Raw genomic sequence first — 17,115 nt, 5'->3', positions numbered from 1 at the left:
TTTATATATATTAGTACATTATGCACTACATCTAAATACTACTAATTTTCTTTTTTAGCTCCGTATTTAGATCTACCTTGTTTTCTTCCTTCTACTCCTGCTGTATCAAGAGTACCTCTTATAATATGGTATCTAACACCTGGAAGGTCTTTTACTCTTCCTCCTCTTATAAGTACAACAGAGTGTTCTTGAAGATTGTGTCCGATTCCTGGTATATAAGAAAGAACTTCTGCACCATTAGTAAGTCTTACTCTGGCAATTTTTCTCAAAGCTGAGTTAGGCTTTTTAGGTGTAACTGTTCTTACTGAAGTACAAACTCCACGTTTTTGTGGTGATTGAGATTTAGTTTGTCTTCTTTTAAGTGTATTGAAGTTATAACCTAAAGCTGGTGTATCTGATTTTTCCTTAGTAGTTTTTCTACCTTTTCTAACAAGTTGATTAATTGTAGGCATAATGCACCTCCTTTTTTCTAAATTTTAATCATCTTAAAAATTGGCTTTACGCCAATCCTTAATAATTTTACACTCTTAGTATATATATGTCAAGTAATTTAAAGGCTTTTATCTGTTTTCTTTTTATTTTTTGACCTATAATTTAAAAATTTTAAAACTAAAAAATCTATTATGACATAATATTGACTTACTGGTCTTATTGATGTGTTTTCTTCATACCTATATACTTCGTGTGATTGAAAGGCTAAATTATAATTTGACATTTGGGACAGTTTATTGTTTGAAAGTTTTGTAATTGATACTAGGATTATTTCTTTTTTTATTTTTTTTATGAAGTCTATCAAGCTTTTGTTTTCTCCTGAAAATGATAGGGCAAAAACTATATCATTTTTTTCTATATTATTATTTAGTAAGTCTAAATCTTTTTTTATATCTAAAGTGTAGGCAATTAAACCTATATTTAGTAAGTTTCTTTTTAGCTCTTCTGCAAGATTTTTTTGGATATAGCCAGTATAAATTACATAAACCCTATGTGATTTTTCTAGATTTTTAAATAAATCATCTAAATTTAAGGCCTTAATCATATTCATTGATAAAGTTATATCGTTGTAGATATAGTCTATCTCTTTTTCATCAAAATCTACTATTTTTTCTCTTTCCCACTTCATTAGGTATTTTAATTCTGAATATCCTTCAAGTCCAATTTTTTTGGCAAAACTTACTATGGCTGATTCACTAAATTTTGATTTTTTCGAAAATTCTTTGAGGGTTTTTTCTATAAAATCTGTTTTTTCTTGGATTATGTAGGAATATAATTTTATGTCGTTATTGTCTAGAAATTTATAATTTTCTTTTATTAAATCATTTATTTTCATTTTTTATCCTGTAGCTTTCATATTTTATAAAAAATTTCTCTATTTCTTTTAAATTTTCTGATAGCAAATTTAGCTTGTTTTTTTCTAGCTTTTTTATATGAATTGTGTACTCTCCCAAAAAGTCCTTGGAAAAGCTATCAGTAATGAGGATTTTTTTTATACTTTCATTTGATATCTGGCTTAATAATTCCAGACAATCTGGATCGTTTGATAGGTCTATTACAAATATGGTTGAATCTTTTAGAGAATTTTTATTGAAGGTTGTTATTTCATCTCTTCCTTGATAACTTTCTGAAAGTTGTCCAAGATCTTTTAAATATGATTTTATAATATTTTTAATTATATCTTCATAATCCCCATTTCCGTAGATAAATATATTGTTTGAATTTTTAATTTTTTCAAATAAGTTGTCAAGTTTTTCATCTTCTTGGTAGGTTTTTTCCAGCTTTTCTGCTTCTTCTTTTTTGTTTATAAAATATTTAAATTCGCTATAGCCATCAAATCCCAATTTCTTGCTAAATCTTAATATACTTGTCCTTGATGTAAGGCATTTTTTTGCAAGCTCATTTATGGATAAATCTAATTTTTTATCCTTGTTATTTACAATAAAGTCTATTATAGCAATATCTGTTTGGGTAAATTTTTCCTTGTTTTCTTTTATTAAATCTTCAAACTTCATATCTCCTCCATTAAATAAAAAAATCCTAGTAACATTATACTGCTACTAGGATTTATTTTTATTTTTAATGAAGTTCTGGCCAGAAGTCTTTGTTTGCTTCGATTAAATCGTCTAGAATTAATTTTGCAACTTTTGCACTTGGTACTGTTTTTGAAAGTGTAAGTGCTTGCCATAATTTTTGGTAAGATCCTTCTATCCAAGCTTCTACTGCAAGTTTTTCTACTGAAACTTGCTCTTCCATCATTCCTTTTTGGAATTGTGGAATTTTTCCTTGGCAAATTTTCTTGTATCCTGATTTGTCAACTATACATGGAACTTCTACCATTGCTGTTGGGTCGAAGTTTGATACTGCTCCATCATTTTCTACTATTAATAGAAATACTTCTTTTGTATTTTCTGCAAGAGCTATTGCAAGATCAACTATATATGATGCGTGAGCGTCAATTTCAAAGTCGATTCCTTCTGCTGTTCCCCTATCTGTGATTGTATTACATAAACCAAATACTTCTTTTTCTCTTCCTTCTTTTACTTCATCAACTCTTGTGTGGTTAATGTCTGTATGTTCCATAACGAAATCTGGGTAGAGATAGTATTTTAGATATGTGTTTGGTATTGTTTCTGGATCAAGTGCATAAACATCTTTTGCCTTTGTAAATGTTTCAATCCAAGATTCATCAAGATGTTGTGCTGTTCCTATTCCATCAGCAAATCCATTTACTGATACGTGATCTTTGATTTGTGGCATCAAATCATTTCCATCTTTATCTTTGATTTCTGTAAACCAACCAAAGTGGTTAAGTCCGTAGTATGAGAAATCTAACTCTTTCCAGTGTTTTAGACCAACCATATCTGCCATCTTGTACATTAAGTCAATTGGCATATCACAAATATTTATAATTTTTGAGTCTGGTCTTAATCTTCTTGTTGCTTCTGCAACTATAGCTGCTGGGTTTGAATAGTTTAACATCCAAGCATCTGGTGAGTATTTTTCCATATAATCTAAAATTTCAATTACTCCACCGATTGATCTTAGTCCATAAGCAATTCCACCTGGTCCACAAGTTTCTTGTCCGATTACTCCATATTTTGGTGGAATTTTCTCATCTTTTGATCTCATTTCATATTTACCAACTCTGATTTGTGCCATTACAAAGTCTGTGTCTGAAAATGCAGTTTCAGGATCAAGTGTGTGAATAAATTCAATATCAGGATGTCTTTCTTTCATGAAAATGTCAAATGCATTCCCTATTATATTTTGTCTGTCCTCATCATTATCATATAATTTAATTGATCTAATTGGAAATCTATCAAGGTTATCCATAAGCATTAAGATCATTCCTGGTGTAAATGTTGATCCACCACCTGCAATTGTTATAGCGTATTTTTTCATTGTTTTTCTCCTTGTTTTAAATTTTTTATTTTTTTATTTTTTCTTATTTTTTTATTCGTTTTCTAAAATTTGTCCAAATTCATCAGCAACATATTGGATATTTGTTCCAACAATTACATGGACAGAGTTACCGTTTCTACTTGTTCCATAAGTTCCGATTTGCTTAAAGTATTCATTTTCCATAACTTTTTCAGGATCTTTTACATTTACCCTAAGTCTTGTTACGCAGTTTGTGAAATCTTTTATATTTTCAGGGCCACCTAGTCCTATTAAAATTTCATCTGCCATAACTTGGAACTCATCTTTTGCGTCAATTTTTGTTGCATCTTTAGGGCTTGTCTCACCTTTTTTGCCCCTGTATTCTTTTTTAGAATAAAGTTTAACATCACTTTTAACTTCTCTACCTGGAGTTTTAAAGTCAAATTTTTCAATCAAGAATGTGAATACAAAATACCAAACGGCAATGGAAACAATTCCAACAATTAACATTTTTAAATAAGTTGGCCAGTGATTTGCCATTAGTGGAATCCAGTTTAAAGATGCCATCTCAATAGCTCCTCCAGAAAATATTCCTACAACTCCCAAGTAATACATGATTGTTGAAAGACATGCTGCAAGAATTGCATGAACTATAAATAGTGGTGGTGCAATAAATAAGAATGTATATTCAATTGGTTCAGTTACTCCACACATTATAGCTGAAATTACAACTGGAATCATAAGTCCTGCAACTTTCTTTTTGTTTTCAGGCTTTGCAGTTTTATAAAAAGCAAGTCCTATACCAGCACAACCAAATAATTTTGACCAACCTGTAGCAGTAAAGGCTGCATAAGGTGCAAGGTCTAGTAATGGTTTTGTGCTTGCTGCAATTTCTGGTAATTGTCTTGCCCAAGCTGCATAAATTCCACCAGAAACTAAAACTGAATCATAATAGATTGGTGCATACAATAAGTGATGTAAACCAAAAGGTATTAATAATCTTTCAAGTAAAATAAATACCCAAACTCCAAATCCACCAGCAGAAGTTACAAATCCTTGGAAGCTTGAAATTCCCATTTGAACTTTTGGCCAGATCAAACAAGCAAGAACTGCTGTTGGAATCATTACAATAAATCCAAGTCCTACAACAAAGGCTGAGCCTCTAAAAACTCCAAGCCATTCAGGAAGTCTTGTATCAAAATATTTATTATGTAAAAATATTGCAAGCCCTGAAATTAACAAAGCGCCCATCATACCCATATCAAGAGTTTTAATATTGGCAATATTTGCAAGTCCTGTTTCTGCTCCAGCTTCAAGTGCATAATCAACACCAAAAACTGATCCCCAAGTTCCTAGTATGGAAGCTACATAATAATTGAATATTAAATAAATAACCAATGATTCCATACAAGCTCTAGCATTTTGTTTATTTGCAAGTCCGATTGGTAAGGAAACTGCAAATAAAAGTGGCAATTGATTAAATACAGTCCATCCACCAGATAGAACCATATCCCAGAATCCTCTCCAGAAAGTTCCTTCTGCAGCAATAGATCCTAGTATTTGTTCGTTGGTAAACAATATCCCAAATCCAATAAGTACTGCTGAAACAGCAAATAACATTACTGGAGTAAACATCGCTCCTCCGAACTTCTGAATTTTCTCCATCATTTTTAAAACCTCCTTTAGGTAAACGCTATCTTCTCCTATATAATATTAGAAATTTAAACAAATGTCAATAAAGATTGGAATTTAGGGCTTCTTAACAAATTGCATTGTAAATTTTTCTTTTGTGAATTTTCACATATAATTTTAAAAAAATACTAGTACCATGTTTAAAAGCTTTAAAAATAAAAAATGAGGTTAGTATGAAAGATAATTATAAAATTTTATTAGTGGATCTTTGCAAAAAGAAAACAAAAATCCAATATATTGATAAAAAAATTAGTGATTTTTATTTGGGAGGATTTGGACTATCTCTTTGGTGGCTTAATGAAAATAAAGATATAGAAAATCCCTTTATAGTTTTTTCTTCATCTTTGATTGATTTTAAAAATCCTATTAATAAATTTATGCTAATGGTTAAAAATAAGGAAAATAAAATAAAAAGTGCTAGTATGGGTGGAAATTTTTCTTATTTTTTAAAAAGTTCTTCTTATTATGGGCTTGTTTTATATGAAAAAAGCGAAAAACCTTGTGAAATTTTTATTGATGGAGATAAAGTTTTATTTAACGAGATAGAAGAAATGGAAAATTCCAATAGTTTAAAAAATAAATATTTAAAAGAAAAATACGGAGAGGATACTTCTTCAATTTATATCACCGAATCTGCACTTAGGGGAGATTATTTATCAAGATTGATTGAAGATGAGTATCGTGGCTGTTCAAAAAATATGGGAAATTTTTTATTAGAAAAAAATGTTTTTTCCATAACAATCAAAAAAAATAATTTAAGAGAAATTAAAACTCCTACTATATTTGAAAAAAATGAAAATAGGATTTGTAAATCTTGCCTTTTGGGTTGTTATTCTAAAAAAATATCCAAGAAAGAAAGTATTTTTTCCGTAAAAGAAAGCTTTTCTGATGATGAAATTAATAAGTTAGAAAGGATAAAAAATAGGCTCGATGAATATGGGATTGACCAATTTGGCCTATCAAATGCAATTGAATTTTCCTACAAAAATTTAAACAGTATTTATAATTTTAAAAATCTAGGACTTGATGAGTTAGAAAAAATTTCCAAAGATCTTGTGGATAAAAATAGAAAAAAAATTTATACTGACCTTGCAAATGGTGAAAAATATTTAGAAAAAAAATATGGTATAGAGATTGAAAAAAAGAAAAAGAAAAAAAAATAAATTTAAATCAAATGCCAAAATAATAGATTCAGCAGGACTTTGTTTATTTTCGGTAGATCCTAAAGATTTATCAAATATTAAAGATACTGTAAATAAGATTTCAAATTCTTCTTATAGTAAAAAAGATTTGGAAGATTTAAGTGAAAAAATAGAAAAATTAGAAAAGAGCCTAAAGTAATTTAAGCTCAGGCTGTTAACAAACTAAAAAAATATCCATTTAGTACTATAAAAGTGTAAGTAGAAAAAACTTTCTACCTACACTTTTTTTAATATAATGAAGGTAACAGACGCAGCCCATTTGGGATAATACACCCGTACTCGAAACAGTCTGCTACCTTCCATTATCAAGAATTCGATTAAGCAGGTTGGGTTAATACACCCGTGTAACGAGCTAAACTGAGTGGATAATTGTGTAGGTAGATAAAAATTTATTGGAGGTATTTATGATTTCAATAGGAATTGATGTATCAAAATCTAAAAGTACAGTTGCAGCCTTAGGATTTGGGAAAGAAGTCATCTTTAAACCATTTAATATTTATCATGTAAAAAATGATGTAAATAAATTAATTGCTAAAATTAAATCTTTAGATGAAGATGTAAAAATAGTTATGGAAGCAACAGAAATTTATCATATTCCTATCTTAATTAGTTTAGTAAATGAAGGATTTTTTGTAAGCGTAATAAATCCATTAAAAATGAAAAGATTTTGCCAAGCCTTAAGTTTTAGAAATGTAAAAACAGATAAAAAAGATGCTATACACATAGCTGAATATGGTTTAATGAACTGGAATGATCTAATACAATTCAAAGAAGATAAAGAAGAATATGTAAGATTAAAACAATTAAACAGATCCTATCAACATTACCAAAAACTAAGAATAAATCACTTAAACTATTTAGACAAAGAAATAGAAAAAAGACATCCAGGACTAAAAAAACTAATCCCCCATGCAAATGGTAATTATCAAAAAGATAAACTAATAGACTTTGTAGAAAGATGGACTAATAGTGAAAAGATATTAAAAAGAAGTCAAGAGCAATTTGTAAATGATTATGAAAAATGGGCAAAGAAAAAGGGATATCATCCAAACGCACAAAAAGCAATAACCATTTACCAAAATGCCTTAGAATCAATCCCAACAATCTCATCTAGTAACTCAAAAATAGATGCGAATGTCCTAGACTCGATTGAATTTCTAAGAGTAATAAACAAAACTCTTAATAATATTCTATCACAAATGAAAGAAATCGCCACAGAATTAGAAGAATACAAAATAGCAAAAGAATTTTCAGGAATTGAAGTGTACCAATAAAACTGGACACAATATTTAATTAATTAGTTGTTGTTGATGCCAACCTATATCTTGTAGGTGGCATCCATTTTGTTTTCTTCTGAATTCTTTCGTTATTGTAATAATAGATATATTTTTCTATTGCTTTAGAAAATTCTTCAAAAGAGCTATAGCTCTTTTCGTAACCATAATAAACTTCGTTCTTTAATCTTCCAAAAAATGTTTCCATAATTGAGTTATCATAACAATTACCTTTTCTTGACATTGATTGGATAATACCATGTTTCTTGAGCTCATTTATATAATATTTATGTTGGTATTGCCAACCTTGATCTGAATGCAATATTAAGCTATTTAGTTTCGGAAATTTGTTAAATGCTTTCATTAACATATTAGATATTTGCTCTAAATTAGGACTTAACGATAAGTCATACGAGATTATCTCATTTGTATGCATATCAAGTATTGGTGAAATGTAGCATTTACCCCATGGAAAGTTAAATTGAGATACATCAGTACTCCATTTTTGTAATGGCTTATCAGCTTTAAAATTTCTGCTTATTATATTGTCAGCAATCTTTCCTACTTTTCCTTTGTATGAATGGTATTTTTCTCTAGGTCTTTTACCAAATAGTTTTAATTCATGCATTATTCTCTGAACTTTTTTATGATTTATTGTATATCCTTGATTCAATAATTCTCTATATACTCTTCTTACACCATATCTTCCTTTATGATTGTTGTATATTTCGGATATTTTATTTTCTATATTTTTATTTCTAATCTTAACAGCATCAACTTTATTAATTTCATAGTAGTATGTTGATTTTGGCAAATCGATAGCTATTAAAAGATATTTTAGTCTGTAGCCTTTTTCTTTGAGTTTTTTGACAATCGCTGCTTTTTCGCCTTGAGTTGCGCAGCGTAATTGTTTTCTCTCAAGGCGATTTCTTTTTTTATTATTTCGTTTTCTGCCTTTATATATTCATTTTCTGCTCTAAGTCTTATTTTCAGATTCATTAAGTTTTTTTGCTTTATGTATATTTGTTTTTTTCATGGTTGTATTCTTAGGTTTACGACCTTTTTATTTACAAGACCATTATATCCATAAATTTTGTAATTGTTAACCCAGTTTTGAATATTACCTTCACTGATTCCTAATTCAATAGAAACTTGATAAGTAGATTTTCCTTTAACAACTTCTAATACACTATTATATTTATCCTCTACTGAAAAACTATTGTTATGAGATTTATGCTTTAATACCTCAATTCCATGTGTTTCTACTAAATTATTCCATCTTCTTATGTAGTTACGGAAGTAATATTTGTTGATACCTCTAGGTGTATCAGCCCATTTACCCTGTTTGTATAATTCTATGCAGTTCTTTTTAAACTCATAGCTATATTTCATAAAAATACCCTCCTTACTGGTTTGTCCAGTAAAGAGGGTACATATCATAAGAATATTGTACAAAAATTTATTTTGCTTTTAAATTTAAAAATCGAAAATTTTGATGGCAATTCTCTTAATTTTGGATTTTTTTTCTTTGAAATTTTATTGTATATTTTTCTTACTTATTCATAGTATTTGTAAAGATAAAAAAATCCCCTATAATAATATTTAGAAAGGAGATTGATATGAACTCTAAAGAAAATTACAAACAATATTTACAGGCTCTTCCATGTTCAGTAAGCCTAGTTTTACTCGTTCAATATTTAGCATATTTTTACATTTATAAAAATAATCAAGTAGAATCATTAAAAAGATCTTTAATTTTTTCCATAGGATTTTTAATTTTTTCCCTATTTCTTGCAAAAGTTCAAAAAGTTAATTTTAATTTTAAAAATATAAAGTATAAAAAATTAACCATTACATTTTTACTGATTTTTATAATTTTAAATATTATAAACACAATATAAAAGAGCCAGCTTATGCTGGCTTTTAGACTGTTGACAAACTAAAAAATTTCCCATTTCGACCAGATAAATAACCGTTGATTTCGGTTATTTATCCCGATTCATAGTGTGCAACGAGCGGAGAAATCTCATTAGATCTCTCCATGCGTTCGTTTCACTCACACTAAAACACGTTTGCTTTGCAAACTTATCAGTGCTTTCACACTTAGTTTTAGGGATGATTGTGCCAAATCAAGGCACAATCATCTAGTCGAGATGAGTTTTAGCGTAATTTTATTTTTAAATCATTAATGAATTATTAAACTGACTTTGTCTACGCTTTAAGAGCCGGCTTATGCCGGCTCTTGTTTTTTATTCATTTAACGCTTCTTTTTCTTTATTTTCTATTTCTTCAATATTTAATTGAATTTGTGCATCTTCAAGATCTTTATTTTCATAGTCTATATCAAAGTCGTTGTAAACTTTCATACCTGTACCTGCTGGTATTAGTTTTCCTATGATTATATTTTCTTTTAATCCTTTTAGATCATCAACCTTACCTTTGATTGAGGCATCTGTAAGAACTCTTGTTGTCTCTTGGAAAGATGCTGCTGATAGCCAAGATTCTGTAGCAAGTGATGCTTTTGTAATTCCAAGAAGTTGTTGAGAATATTCACATGGTTTTTTGCCATCTTTTTCCATTTGTTCATTTACAATTCTTACTTCTCTAATTTCTTGTAATGAACCTGGTAAAAATTCTGTATCTCCAGCTTCTTCTATTTTAACTTTTTTAAGCATTTGCTTTGTAATTACTTCTATATGTCTATCGTCAATTTCTACACCTTGAAGTCTATAAACTTTTTGAACTTCCTTGGTTATATAATCTTGAACTCCAATTTTTCCCAAAACTTTTAAAACATCATGTGGATCAAGAGATCCTTCGGTTAGTTGTTGTCCTTTAACAACTACATCTCCTTCTGAAACTAAAAGTCTTGCTCCAAATGGAATATTATATTTTTTAGAATATCCGTCTTCAGATAAAATTTCAACATCAGTTTTCTTTTCATTTTGAATTAGTGAAACTGTACCAGAGTTTTCTGCAATAAAGGCAAGTCCTTTTGGTTTTCTTGCTTCAAATAACTCTTCAACCCTTGGAAGACCTTGAGTAATTCCAACTCCTGCGATTCCTCCTGAGTGGAAGGTTCTCATTGTAAGCTGAGTACCCGGTTCACCGATTGATTGAGCAGCTATAATTCCTACTGCTTCTCCAATATTTACCTTTTTACCTGTAGCAAGGTTTCTACCATAACATTTTTCACAAACACCATGTTTAGATTTACATTCAAGAACTGAACGAAGTTTAACTTCTTTAATTCCGTTTGCTACAATGTTATCTGCCTTATCTTCATCGATAATTTGGTTTTTACCAACTATAAGTTCCCCATCATTGTCATAAATATCTTCAAATGATGTACGACCTACAATTCTTGTAAATAAATTTTCAATCAACTCATTTCCATCTTTAAATTCATGAGCAATTACATATCCATCAGTTCCACAATCATCTTCAGTTACAATAACATCTTGAGAAATATCTACCATTCTTCTGGTTAGGTATCCTGAATCGGCAGTTCTTAAAGCTGTATCTGTAAGTCCCTTACGAGAACCGTGAGTTGAAATAAAGTATTCTTGTACAGAAAGTCCTTCACGGAAGTTAGCCTTTATAGGAATTTCTATGATTTTTCCATCGGCTCTTGACATAAGTCCACGCATTCCACCTAATTGTCTGATTTGGTTTGTAGAACCACGGGCTCCAGAATCTGCAAATATTTTAATATTATTGTCAGATTTTAATTCATCAAGAAGAGCTGCTGTAACTTCATCAGTTGCTTCTCTCCAAATATCTATAACTTTTTCGTATCTTTCATTATCTGTTATAAATCCACGTCTATAAAGTTTTTCATACTTATCAACTTCCTCATCAGCCTTTGAAACTATATCCCATTTTTGATGTGGAATAGTAACGTCTGACATTGAAACTGTTAGTCCTGAAAGAGTTGAGAATTTATAGCCTGTTGATTTTATATAATCTAAAACTGAAGCTGTTTTTATATTTCCATGTTTTCTAAAGCAGCGATCAACAATTTCTTTTAAAACACCAGAAGATGTAACTTGATCAACTTCAAGAGAATATGGATCTTCTTTTCTATTTACATATCCTAAATCTTGTGGAATTCCTTCATTGTAGATAAATCTTCCAACAGAAGAATTTACAATTTTTCCAGGATCTTTTTCATCTTTTTTAATTCTTACTCCAACTTTTGTTTGAAGGGTAACATCATGATTTAAAAGAGCTTTTTTCATTTCTGAAATATTTTCAAAAATCATTCCTTCGCCCTTTGCGCCTTCTTTAATAGTTGTTAGGTAATATGCACCAAGAACCATATCTTGTGATGGTGTTGTGATTGCCTTACCATCTTTTAGACCAAGAATATTGTTTGTTGACATCATTAATAGTCTTGCTTCAATTTGAGCTTCGTTTGATAAAGGCAAGTGTATAGCCATTTGGTCCCCATCAAAGTCCGCATTAAAAGCAGGGCAAGCAAGTGGGTGAAGCTTCATTGCTTTTCCTTCAACCAAAACTGGTTCAAAAGCTTGGATTCCAAGTCTATGAAGTGTAGGGGCACGGTTTAATAAAACTGGATGATCTTTTATTACTTCTTCAAGTATTTCATATACTCTTGGATCTTTTTTCTCAACCATTTTTTTAGCAGATTTTAGATTATGAGCAAGGTCTTTTTCCACAACCTTATTCATAATAAAAGGTTTAAATAATTCTAGAGCCATCTCTTGTGGCAAACCACATTGGTTAAATTTAAGATTAGGTCCTACAACTATTACAGAACGACCTGAATAATCTACCCTTTTACCCAATAAGTTTTGTCTAAATCTACCGCTTTTACCTTTTAATAAGTCTGATAGAGATTTCATGTTTCTATTTGATGCACCTGTAACGGCACGACCACGTCTACCATTATCTATAAGAGCATCGACAGCTTCTTGAAGCATTCTTTTTTCATTTCTTACAATGATTTCTGGAGCTCCAATATCAAGAAGTCTTTTTAGTCTGTTATTTCTATTTATAACTCTTCTGTATAAATCGTTTAAATCACTTGTTGCAAATCTTCCACCTTCAAGTTGAACCATTGGTCTAAGTTCTGGAGGCATAACTGGAAGAACATCAAGTATCATCCATTCTGGTTTATTACCACTTGTCAAAAATGCATCAACAACTTCAAGTCTTCTAGAAATTCTAACTTTCTTTTGTCCCTTTGCATCTTCAAGTTCTTTCATCAAAGATTCGTATTCTTTTTTAAGATCCATCTTGGCAAGAAGTTTTTTAACAGCTTCCGCTCCCATTTCAGCTTGAAATTCTGTATCGTCTGGATAATTATCTAGAGCTTCTGAATATTCGCTTTCAGATAATTCTTGTTTTTCGTAATATTCAGTTTCACCTGGATTTATTACTACATATGATGCAAAATATAAGATTTTTTCCAAAACTCTTGGACTCATATCTAATAGAAGACCCATTTTTGAAGGAATTCCTTTAAAATACCATATGTGACTTACAGGAGCTGCAAGTTCAATATGTCCCATTCTTTCGCGTCTTACTTTTGATTTTGTAACTTCAACACCACATTTTTCGCAAACAATACCCTTATATCTAATTCTCTTGTATTTACCACAAGAGCATTCATAGTCCTTGGTTGGTCCAAAAATTTTCTCACAGAATAAACCATCTTTTTCAGGTTTAAGTGTTCTGTAATTAATAGTTTCTGGTTTTTTAACTTCACCATGAGACCATGATCTGATTTTTTCAGGAGATGCTATTTTCATCCTCATAGCACCAAATTCTTGTAATTCTGACAAAAAATCCCCCTTAATCTTCTAGCTCTTTATTATCATTACTTGTAGAATCTGTAGCTTCTACTTTTTCATCTTCTTTTGCTGATAGATTTGCTCCACTAAGTTTTTTGGATTGGCTTCTAATTTTTGATGCATCAATCTTTTCAACTTCTGAGAACTTATCTTGTTCATCTATATTTTCTTTAATTTCAATTACATTTCCATCTTCATCTAAAAGCTCAACATCTAGGGCTAGAGATTGTAATTCTTTTACCAATACTTTGAAAGATTCTGGTGTACCTGGTTCAGGAACATTTTCTCCCTTAACAATAGCTTCGTAAGTTTTAACTCTTCCTGTAACATCATCAGATTTTACAGTTAACATTTCTTGAAGAGTATGACTTGCACCGTATGCTTCTAGGGCCCAAACTTCCATTTCTCCAAATCTTTGTCCACCAAATTGTGCCTTTCCACCCAAAGGTTGTTGGGTTACAAGTGAGTAAGGTCCAATACTTCTAGCGTGGATTTTTTCTTCAACCATGTGGTGAAGTTTTAGCATATACATTACTCCAACTGTAACTGGATTATCAAATTCTTCTCCGGTTCTACCATCACGAAGTCTGATTTTTCCTGTTTTATTTACATATGGAGCTGTTTTTTGAGCTTCTTCTAACGCTTCTTCTATTTCTGTATCCAAAGCGCCATCAAATACTGGTGTAGCAATCTTCCATCCCATAGTTCTTGCAGCAAGACCCATGTGAACTTCCAAAACTTGTCCGATATTCATACGTGAAGGAATACCTAGTGGGTTTAAGCAAATTTGAATTGGAGTTCCATCTGGTAAGAAAGGCATATCTTCTCTTGGCATAATTCTTGAAACGACACCCTTGTTACCGTGCCTACCACACATTTTATCTCCTACCATGATTTTTCTTTTAGTTGCAACAAAAACTCTAATAACTTTATTTACTCCTGGAGATAATTCATCTCCGTCTTTTTTGTTGTATTCTTTAACATCAACAACAATACCACTTTCTCCGTGTGGAACTGTAAGAGATGTATCACGAACTTCACGAGCTTTTTCTCCAAAGATGGCTCTTAATAATCTTTCTTCTGGAGATAGTTCTGTTTCTCCTTTTGGTGAAACTTTTCCTACCAAGATATCGCCACTTTTAACTTCAGCACCGATTCTTATAACTCCATTTTCATCAAGATTTTTCTTCATGTCATCGCCAACATTTGGAATATCTTTTGTTATTTCTTCAGCACCAAGTTTTGTCTCACGAGCTTCGCATTCATGCTCTTCTATATGAACTGATGTTAAAACATCATCCATAACCAATTGTTCATTTAAGAGCATAGCATCTTCGTAGTTATATCCTTCCCATGTTGTAAAGGCTATAAGGATATTTTTACCAAGGGCAAGCTCTCCTTGTTCTGTTGAAGGACCGTCTGCAATTATTTCGTTTGCCTCAACATGTTCTCCAAGTTTTACAATTGGTCTTTGGTTAATTGTTGTTCCTTGGTTTGCACGTCTAAATTTAAGAAGTCTATAATAGTCAATTTCTCCATCAGAATCTCTTTTAATTCTGATTTTTTCATCACCAACATAAACAACTTCTCCAGCGTTTTTGCTTATTACACAAACTCCTGAATCTTTTGCAGCCCTGTGCTCAATTCCTGTAGCAATTATTGGTGCTTGGGATTTTAAAAGTGGAACTGCTTGCCTTTGCATGTTGGCACCCATTAGAGCACGAGTTGAATCGTCGTTTTCTAGGAAAGGAATCAAACTTGCTCCAACTGATACGATTTGTTGAGGAGAAACGTCCATATATTCTACAGTTTCTCTTGGATAAATATCATTCTCACCATTAATACCACGACCTGATACACGATCATTTATAAATCTATTATTTTCATCAAGTGGTTCGTTGGCTTGAGCTATTATATAATCATCTTCAATATCTGCTGTTAGATAATCTATTTCGTCTGTTACGTGACCATCTTTTCCAACTTTTCTGTAAGGTGTTTCTATAAATCCGTATTTATTTATTCTTGCATAAGTTGTTAGAGAAGTAATTAGACCGATGTTTGGTCCTTCTGGAGTTTCTATCGGACAAATTCTTCCGTAGTGGGAATCGTGAACGTCCCTTACTTCTACTCCTGCCCTATCTCTTGAAAGTCCACCTGGTCCTAAAGCTGATAATCTTCTTTTGTGAGTTAGCTCACTCATTGGATTTGTTTGATCCATAAATTGTGAAAGCTGACTGGAACCGAAAAATTCTTTTATTACTGCTGTAACAGGTTTTATATTTATAAGTCCTTGAGGAGTTGCAAGGTCTGGATCTTGAGTTGTCATTCTTTCTCTTACAACTCTTTCCATTCTTGCAAGACCAATTCTAAATTGGTTTTGTAATAATTCTCCAACACCTCTAACTCTTCTGTTTCCTAAGTGGTCTATATCATCAACATCGCCAATTCCTTCAAAAAGGTTAAATTGATAGTTTACTGCAGCAAGAATGTCAGATTTTACTATATTTTTTGGACAAAGTTCTTTCTTTCTTCTTTCAATTTCATTTAAAATTGATTCTTTATCTTCATTTTCATCAAGTATTTCTCTCATTACTGGATAATATACTTTTTCTGATAATTCAAGATTTTCTAGATCAATTCCTTCTAATTCTTCGAAAGAATCAAGATATACAAAGTGGTTTCCACAAATTCTTAATTCTTTGTCCTCACCGTTTTCTTGTTTTACAATTATATCTACAACATTAATTCCGCTTTTTTCTATATTAAGAGCAGTAGTCCTGTCTATCATTTCTCCAGCTTTTACAAAAAGCTCACCTGTTTCATCACTTACTACATCTTTTGCAGAAATTTGATCAATAATTCTGTTGTGTAAAGCTAATTTTTTGTTGTATTTGTATCTTCCTACTTTAGCAAGGTCATATCTTCTATCATCGAATAAAAGATTATTTATTAAATTTTGTGCAGATTCAAGACTGGCAGGATCACCCGGCTTTAATTTTTTATAAATTTCTATTAAAGCTTCTTCGCTTGTTTCTGAATTTTCTTTTTCTAGGGTATTTCTTAAATGTTCTGTATCACCCAAGGCTTCTATTATTTCTTCGTCGTTTTCAAAAAGTAAAGCTCTTACAAGAGTTGTAGCTGGAAGTTTTCTTGTACGATCAAGTCTTACATTTACTGTATGAGATGCATCTGTATCAAATTCTATCCATGCTCCTCTGTTAGGTATAACTGTTGAAGAATACATTTTGTTTCCTGATTTATCAAGCTCTGATGCGTAATAAACTCCAGGGCTTCTTACAAGCTGACTTACAATAACTCTTTCTGCACCGTTTATTACAAAGGTTGCTGAATCTGTCATCATTGGGAAATCTCCCATAAATACTTCTTGTTCTTTTACTTCTTCAGTTTCCTTGTTAATAAGTCTAGCCTTAACTTTAAGGTCTCTAGAATATGTTGTATCTTTGTATTTTGCTTCTTCTATTGTATATTTTGTTTCATCATCAAAATCATAACCGACAAATTCAAGTATTAAATTGCCATTATAATCTTCAATTGGGGAAATATCTTCCAAGATTTCTCCCAAGCCTTCTTCGACAAACCACCTATAAGAATCTTTTTGAACTTTTAATAGGTTTGGCAAATCAAGAACTTGAGGAAATTTAGAAAAGCTAACACGTTCAGTTTTACCAAATAACTCTTTATGATATTGCACTATAAATTACTCCTTTATCTTGCTTTAAGCCTAAAACTTTG

The 17,115-nt window shown here is 30.9% G+C and carries 14 protein-coding genes; 4 read left to right on the top strand and 10 right to left on the bottom strand.

Annotated features, from left to right (window positions below; all coding sequences use genetic code 11):
- Positions 1-41: 41 nt before the first annotated feature.
- The 5 genes from rpsL to BN2087_RS04215 form a co-directional block, all read right to left on the bottom strand.
- Positions 42-452, bottom strand: a complete 411-nt coding sequence (rpsL, locus tag BN2087_RS04235; RefSeq protein WP_049690614.1) for a 30S ribosomal protein S12 — start codon at positions 450-452, stop codon at positions 42-44.
- Positions 453-550: 98 nt separating this feature from the next.
- Complete coding sequence (locus BN2087_RS04230; protein ID WP_049690613.1) at positions 551-1,327, bottom strand: MurR/RpiR family transcriptional regulator; 777 nt, start codon at positions 1,325-1,327, stop codon at positions 551-553.
- Positions 1,314-2,006 carry a MurR/RpiR family transcriptional regulator gene (locus BN2087_RS04225; protein ID WP_049690612.1) on the bottom strand — a complete coding sequence of 231 codons (693 nt, stop codon included), beginning with the start codon at positions 2,004-2,006 and terminating at the stop codon, positions 1,314-1,316. Before BN2087_RS04225 ends, BN2087_RS04230 begins: the two co-directional genes overlap by 14 nt.
- A gap of 64 nt (positions 2,007-2,070) precedes the next feature.
- Positions 2,071-3,396 carry a 6-phospho-alpha-glucosidase gene (locus tag BN2087_RS04220; protein ID WP_049690611.1) on the bottom strand — a complete coding sequence of 442 codons (1,326 nt, stop codon included), beginning with the start codon at positions 3,394-3,396 and terminating at the stop codon, positions 2,071-2,073.
- 51 nt (positions 3,397-3,447) lie between these two features.
- Positions 3,448-5,043 carry an alpha-glucoside-specific PTS transporter subunit IIBC gene (locus tag BN2087_RS04215; RefSeq protein ID WP_049690610.1) on the bottom strand — a complete coding sequence of 532 codons (1,596 nt, stop codon included), beginning with the start codon at positions 5,041-5,043 and terminating at the stop codon, positions 3,448-3,450.
- A 197-nt stretch (positions 5,044-5,240) separates the two neighbouring features.
- On the opposite strand from BN2087_RS04215, the gene BN2087_RS04210 reads away from it, so the two are divergent.
- From BN2087_RS04210 to BN2087_RS04205, 3 genes are all read left to right on the top strand, one after another.
- Positions 5,241-6,230 (top strand): aldehyde ferredoxin oxidoreductase N-terminal domain-containing protein, encoded by a 990-nt coding sequence (locus BN2087_RS04210; protein WP_245190821.1) that lies wholly within the window; start codon positions 5,241-5,243, stop codon positions 6,228-6,230.
- A complete protein-coding gene (locus BN2087_RS09410; protein ID WP_245190820.1) occupies positions 6,202-6,408 on the top strand; it encodes an aldehyde ferredoxin oxidoreductase C-terminal domain-containing protein in 207 nt (68 codons plus the stop codon). The genes BN2087_RS04210 and BN2087_RS09410 overlap by 29 nt, the downstream gene beginning before the upstream one ends.
- Positions 6,409-6,673: 265 nt before the next feature.
- Positions 6,674-7,543: an IS110 family transposase gene (locus BN2087_RS04205; RefSeq protein WP_082144176.1), complete on the top strand. Its 870-nt coding sequence runs from the start codon at positions 6,674-6,676 to the stop codon at positions 7,541-7,543.
- 19 nt (positions 7,544-7,562) lie between these two features.
- Here BN2087_RS04205 and BN2087_RS04200 read toward each other — a convergent pair whose 3' ends face one another.
- Genes BN2087_RS04200 through BN2087_RS09300 form a run of 3 tightly spaced genes read right to left on the bottom strand, consistent with a single transcriptional unit; the run spans position 7,563 to position 8,935 of the window.
- Positions 7,563-8,417, bottom strand: coding sequence for an IS3 family transposase (locus tag BN2087_RS04200; protein WP_049690609.1), 855 nt, complete (start codon positions 8,415-8,417; stop codon positions 7,563-7,565).
- Positions 8,381-8,542 carry a hypothetical protein gene (locus BN2087_RS09405; protein ID WP_245190819.1) on the bottom strand — a complete coding sequence of 54 codons (162 nt, stop codon included), beginning with the start codon at positions 8,540-8,542 and terminating at the stop codon, positions 8,381-8,383. Before BN2087_RS09405 ends, BN2087_RS04200 begins: the two co-directional genes overlap by 37 nt.
- Positions 8,543-8,575: 33 nt before the next feature.
- Complete coding sequence (locus BN2087_RS09300; RefSeq protein ID WP_209320243.1) at positions 8,576-8,935, bottom strand: helix-turn-helix domain-containing protein; 360 nt, start codon at positions 8,933-8,935, stop codon at positions 8,576-8,578.
- Between the two features lie 227 nt (positions 8,936-9,162).
- Here BN2087_RS09300 and BN2087_RS04190 point away from each other — a divergent pair, with 227 nt between their 5' ends.
- The gene (locus BN2087_RS04190) at positions 9,163-9,444 is read left to right on the top strand and encodes a hypothetical protein (RefSeq protein ID WP_049690608.1); all 282 of its coding nucleotides are present in this window, start codon (positions 9,163-9,165) and stop codon (positions 9,442-9,444) included.
- 348 nt (positions 9,445-9,792) lie between these two features.
- Here the strand turns inward: BN2087_RS04190 and rpoC are convergent, their stop codons facing one another.
- Complete coding sequence (rpoC, locus tag BN2087_RS04185) at positions 9,793-13,353, bottom strand: DNA-directed RNA polymerase subunit beta' (protein ID WP_049690607.1); 3,561 nt, start codon at positions 13,351-13,353, stop codon at positions 9,793-9,795.
- 10 nt (positions 13,354-13,363) lie between these two features.
- On the bottom strand, positions 13,364-17,074 hold the full coding sequence (gene rpoB / locus BN2087_RS04180) for a DNA-directed RNA polymerase subunit beta (protein ID WP_049690606.1): 3,711 nt from the start codon (positions 17,072-17,074) through the stop codon (positions 13,364-13,366).
- Positions 17,075-17,115 lie beyond the last annotated feature (41 nt).

The sequence above is a fragment of the Anaerococcus jeddahensis genome (assembly GCF_001182725.1).
Classification (GTDB): domain Bacteria; phylum Bacillota; class Clostridia; order Tissierellales; family Peptoniphilaceae; genus Anaerococcus; species Anaerococcus jeddahensis.
Note: the sequence above shows the minus strand (reverse complement) of the source record. Positions and strands in the feature narration are given on the sequence as shown.

What these genes read in the sequence shown, in the direction of transcription:
- BN2087_RS04190 (WP_049690608.1), top strand. Translation starts at nt 9,163, where the DNA reads ATGAACTCTAAAGAAAATTACAAACAATATTTACAGGCTCTTCCATGT.
- BN2087_RS09300 (WP_209320243.1), bottom strand. Translation starts at nt 8,935, where the DNA reads ATGAAATATAGCTATGAGTTTAAAAAGAACTGCATAGAATTATACAAA.
- BN2087_RS04230 (WP_049690613.1), bottom strand. Translation starts at nt 1,327, where the DNA reads ATGAAAATAAATGATTTAATAAAAGAAAATTATAAATTTCTAGACAAT.
- BN2087_RS09405 (WP_245190819.1), bottom strand. Translation starts at nt 8,542, where the DNA reads ATGAATCTGAAAATAAGACTTAGAGCAGAAAATGAATATATAAAGGCA.
- BN2087_RS04210 (WP_245190821.1), top strand. Translation starts at nt 5,241, where the DNA reads ATGAAAGATAATTATAAAATTTTATTAGTGGATCTTTGCAAAAAGAAA.
- rpsL (WP_049690614.1), bottom strand. Translation starts at nt 452, where the DNA reads ATGCCTACAATTAATCAACTTGTTAGAAAAGGTAGAAAAACTACTAAG.
- BN2087_RS04220 (WP_049690611.1), bottom strand. Translation starts at nt 3,396, where the DNA reads ATGAAAAAATACGCTATAACAATTGCAGGTGGTGGATCAACATTTACA.
- BN2087_RS04205 (WP_082144176.1), top strand. Translation starts at nt 6,674, where the DNA reads ATGATTTCAATAGGAATTGATGTATCAAAATCTAAAAGTACAGTTGCA.
- BN2087_RS04215 (WP_049690610.1), bottom strand. Translation starts at nt 5,043, where the DNA reads ATGATGGAGAAAATTCAGAAGTTCGGAGGAGCGATGTTTACTCCAGTA.
- BN2087_RS04225 (WP_049690612.1), bottom strand. Translation starts at nt 2,006, where the DNA reads ATGAAGTTTGAAGATTTAATAAAAGAAAACAAGGAAAAATTTACCCAA.